General features: G+C 72.7%; 3 protein-coding genes. 2 read left to right on the forward strand and 1 reads right to left on the reverse strand.

Going from position 1 to position 3,669, the window contains the following annotated elements; all coding sequences use genetic code 11:
• Window positions 1-346 (forward strand): cupin domain-containing protein (locus D7V77_RS40990; protein WP_120581599.1); only part of this gene is annotated, 346 nt, incomplete at its 5' end.
• A 170-nt stretch (window positions 347-516) separates the two neighbouring features.
• Window positions 517-1,416, forward strand: a complete 900-nt coding sequence (locus D7V77_RS40995) for an MBL fold metallo-hydrolase (protein ID WP_120581600.1) — start codon at window positions 517-519, stop codon at window positions 1,414-1,416.
• 6 nt (window positions 1,417-1,422) lie between these two features.
• On the opposite strand, the gene D7V77_RS41000 is transcribed toward D7V77_RS40995, so the two are convergent.
• Window positions 1,423-3,669: ATP-binding protein (locus D7V77_RS41000; RefSeq protein WP_120581601.1), on the reverse strand; the 2,247-nt coding region annotated here is incomplete at its 5' end.

Here is a 3,669-nt window from a genome sequence, read left to right on the forward strand (position 1 = left end):
CCTTCCCCCCGTGGAGAAGGTGAACCTGGCCCACGCCTCCACCGACCTGCCGGCGCCTGGCATTGCCCGGCCCGTGGGCATGCTCCACGGCCAGCCCGTGCACCTGGTGCGGCTGACGGGAACCGGCCCCTGGTGCCGGCACGCCACCGGCGACGCCCTGTTCTTCGTCACCCGGGGAACCCTGCGGGTGGAGTTGCGCGAGCGCACCGTGGAGCTGGAAGAAGGCGAGCTGCTCATCATCCCCCGCGGCATCGAGCACCGTCCGGTCGCTGACGCGGAGGCGCTGGTGCTGATGTCGGCTCCATCGCTCGAAAGGGAAGCGGCCGGGCAGTCTTCCGCCCCCTGAGTGGCGTTTTGACGCCCCCCGGGCGGGCGAGCCCTTGTCCTGTGCGGGCGCGGTGATTCCTCCCACGGAGCCCACGGCGCACTTTTGCCCTGAACGAACGGAAGGGGGCTTCCCGCGTCGGTCCACCCGCCGCCGGACAGCCGCCGCCTTTGATTGGGAGCGGAGCCGCCATGCGCATCCACCACCTGAACTGCACCACGATGTGCCCGCCCGGCCGGCGGCTCATGGATGGGCGGCGCGGCTTCACCGGCCCGGCGGCGCTCACCTGCCACTGTCTGGCGTTGGAGACGCCACGCGGCCTGGTGCTGGTGGACACCGGCTACGGCCTCAATGACGTGTACGCGCCTCGCGTGCGGCTCAACGGCCTGTTCCGGGACGTGCTCTGCCGCCCCGCCCTGGCGGAGGAGTCCACCGCCATCCGCCAACTGGAACGCATGGGTTTCCAGGCCAGCGACGTGCGCGACATCGTCCTCACGCACCTGGACTTCGACCATGCGGGCGGCCTGGATGACTTCCCCCACGCGCGCGTGCACGTGCTGGCGGACGAGTACCGCGTGGCCACCGCGCAGAAGACCTGGCTGGACCGCGCGCGCTTCCGCCCGATGCAGTGGTCCAAGGAGACGCGCTGGGAGACCTACGTCCCCCACCGGGGTGAAGGCTGGTTCGGCTTCGACTGCGTGCGCGAGCTCACCGGACTGCCGCCGGAGATCCTGCTGGTGCCGCTCGTGGGCCACACGCTGGGACACGCGGGCGTGGCCATCGACACCGGGGAGGGGTGGCTGCTGCACGCGGGCGACGCTTATTTCTACCATGGCGAGATGGACCTGGACCGCTACCGGTGCACCGCCGGCCTGCGCGCCTACCAGAAGCTGATGCAGAAGGACGGGTGGATGCGCTGGTACAACCTGCGCCGGCTGCGCGAGCTGGTGCAGCGCCACGGCGAACAGGTGACGGTGTTCTGCGCGCACGACTCGCTGGAGTTCGAGCGGCTGGAGGAGCGCGAGAAGCTGCCCGCGGACTTCCCCATCCAGCCCGGCCTCGTCGCCCCCGTGCCCTCGCTGCACCTCTAGCGGGCGTCACGGGTGGAGCGGAGGCGACTCCGCCACCGACGTCTCCTCCATCAGCCGGGGCACGCGCGGCAGGTCCACCGTGAAGGTGGCGCCTTGCCCCGGCACGCTCTCCAGGCGGATGACTCCGCCGTGCGCCTCCACCAGCTGGCGGGCGATGTAGAGCCCCAGTCCGTAGCCGGCCTTCGTCCGCGCGGCGCGCTCCCGCTCGAAGCGCTCGAAGACGCGGCGCTGGGCCTCCGGCGCGATGCCCACGCCCTCGTCGCGCACCCTCAGCCGGGAGTGGTCCGCGTCCAGCGCCGACACCGACACCGTCACCGGGTGGCCCCGGCCGAACTTCAGCGCGTTGGACAAGAGATTGGTCACCACCCGGTCCAGTCGGATGCGGTCCCACTGCCCCACCTGCCCGTCCTCCACCTCCAGCCGCAGGTCGCAGCCCGCCTCCACGGCGGCATCCGCGAAGCGCTCCACCACCTCGCGCGCCAGCTCCCCCAGGTCCATGGGCGCCGCGTCCAGCAGCCGCTTGCCGGAGGACAGCCGCGACAGGTCCAGCAGGTTGTGGAGCAGCTGTCCCAGCCGCTGGGCCTGACCGCGCGCCACCACCAATCCCTGCCGCACGTCCTCGTCACGGCCCGCCGCCTGCGAGCGCTGCACCTTGCTGAGCAGCAATTGCAGCGCCTGCAAGGGATTGCCCAGGTCGTGCGCGGTGACGGCGATGAGGTCCACCGCCTCGCGCGCCTCGCGCAGGAGCCGCGTGTTCTCCAGGGCCAGCGCCGCGCGGCCCGCCAGCTCCTCCACCAGCACCTGGTCCGCCTGCGTGAAGCGGCGGTGGCCCCGGGCCGTCAGCAGCACGAAGGCGCCCAGCGTCTCGCTGCCCGCGCGCAGGGGCACCACCATGGAGGAGCCGATGGCGATGCGCTCGATGAGCAGCCGGTGGTCGTCGGTCTCCGCGGAGGCCGCCAGGTCGTCCACTTCCACCTCCACGTCCATCCGTGAGCGCCCGGTGCGCATCACCTCCCAGACGACCGGAGGCATGCCCAAGCGGGGCGGAAACCGCCGCAGGGCCTCCCACAGGCTCTCCTCGCGTTCGGGCTGCACGTGCGTCACCGCCCGGGGCCGCAGTTCGCCCGCGGGCGTGAGCAGATAGAGGATGCAGCCGTCCGCCACCTCGGGCACCAGCAGCCGCGCCACCTCCGCCGCCGTCAGGTCGGGGTCCAGGGACTGGTGGAAGACGCGGCCGGCCTCCGCCAGCAACTCCTGCACCCGCTCCTGGCGCCGCTGCTCGGTGATGTCGCGCGTCACCACGGAGAAGCCCTGGGGATGGCCGTCCTCGTCGCGCAGCGCGGTGATGGACACCTCCGCCCAGAAGCGCGAGCCGTCCTTGCGCTGCCGCCAGCCCTCCGTGTGCAGCCGCCCCTCCTGGAGGGCCCGGGACAGTTCCCGCTCCGGCTTGCCCGCCGCCGCATCCTCGGACGTGTAGAAGACGGACTTGGGGCGGCCCAATATCTCCGCCTCGCTCCAGCCCTTGATGCGCTCCGCACCCGGGTTCCAGCTGGCCACCCGCCCGCGCGCGTCCAGCAGCACCAGGGCGTAGTCGCGCACGCCCTCCACCAGCGCCTGGAAGCGGTGCGCGCTGGCTGCCGCCTCGCGCCGGAGCGGGTGGAGCCGGCGGTGGAGCACCCACGCCAGCACCCCCGCCACCGTCAGCCCCAGCAGGCAGGCAAGGAGCAGCAGCGCCGTCTCCCACCGGTCCACCCGCACCGAGGTCCGGTTCTCCACGGCCAGCCGCTCCTGCACCTTGCGCTCCAGCTGGGCCTGCGCCTCGCGCACATGTCCATGGGCCCGCGCGAGCCGCTCGCGCGCCTGCTTCTGCTCCTGGGGCGTCTGGGCGCCCACGAGCGCGCGCAGCGCCGCTTCGTGCTCCTGCTCCGCGGCGCGCACCTCCCACACCAACTCCTCGTCCTCGGGAGTGTCCAGCCGCGCGGACAGCCGCTCCGCGGTGCCCAGGAAGCGCCGCCGTGCCTGCGCCGTGTCCCGGGGGAGCGACTGCCCGCCCGCCAGCAGCGCGCTGTTGGCCAGGGACACCTTGTCGCTGAAGGCCCGCCCCAGCAGCCCCACCTCCTGCAGGTCCAGCGAGCGCTCCATTACCCGCGACTGCACGGAGGCGCGCATCAGCAGGAGCGCCACCACGGACAGGACCAGCAGGACGAGCGCCACCACGAGGCTCGCCCCGAGCCCCCACCCCTCCTCCTGTCG

Origin of the sequence: Corallococcus sp. CA041A, assembly GCF_003612075.1 — a bacterium.
GTDB lineage: Bacteria > Myxococcota > Myxococcia > Myxococcales > Myxococcaceae > Corallococcus > Corallococcus exiguus.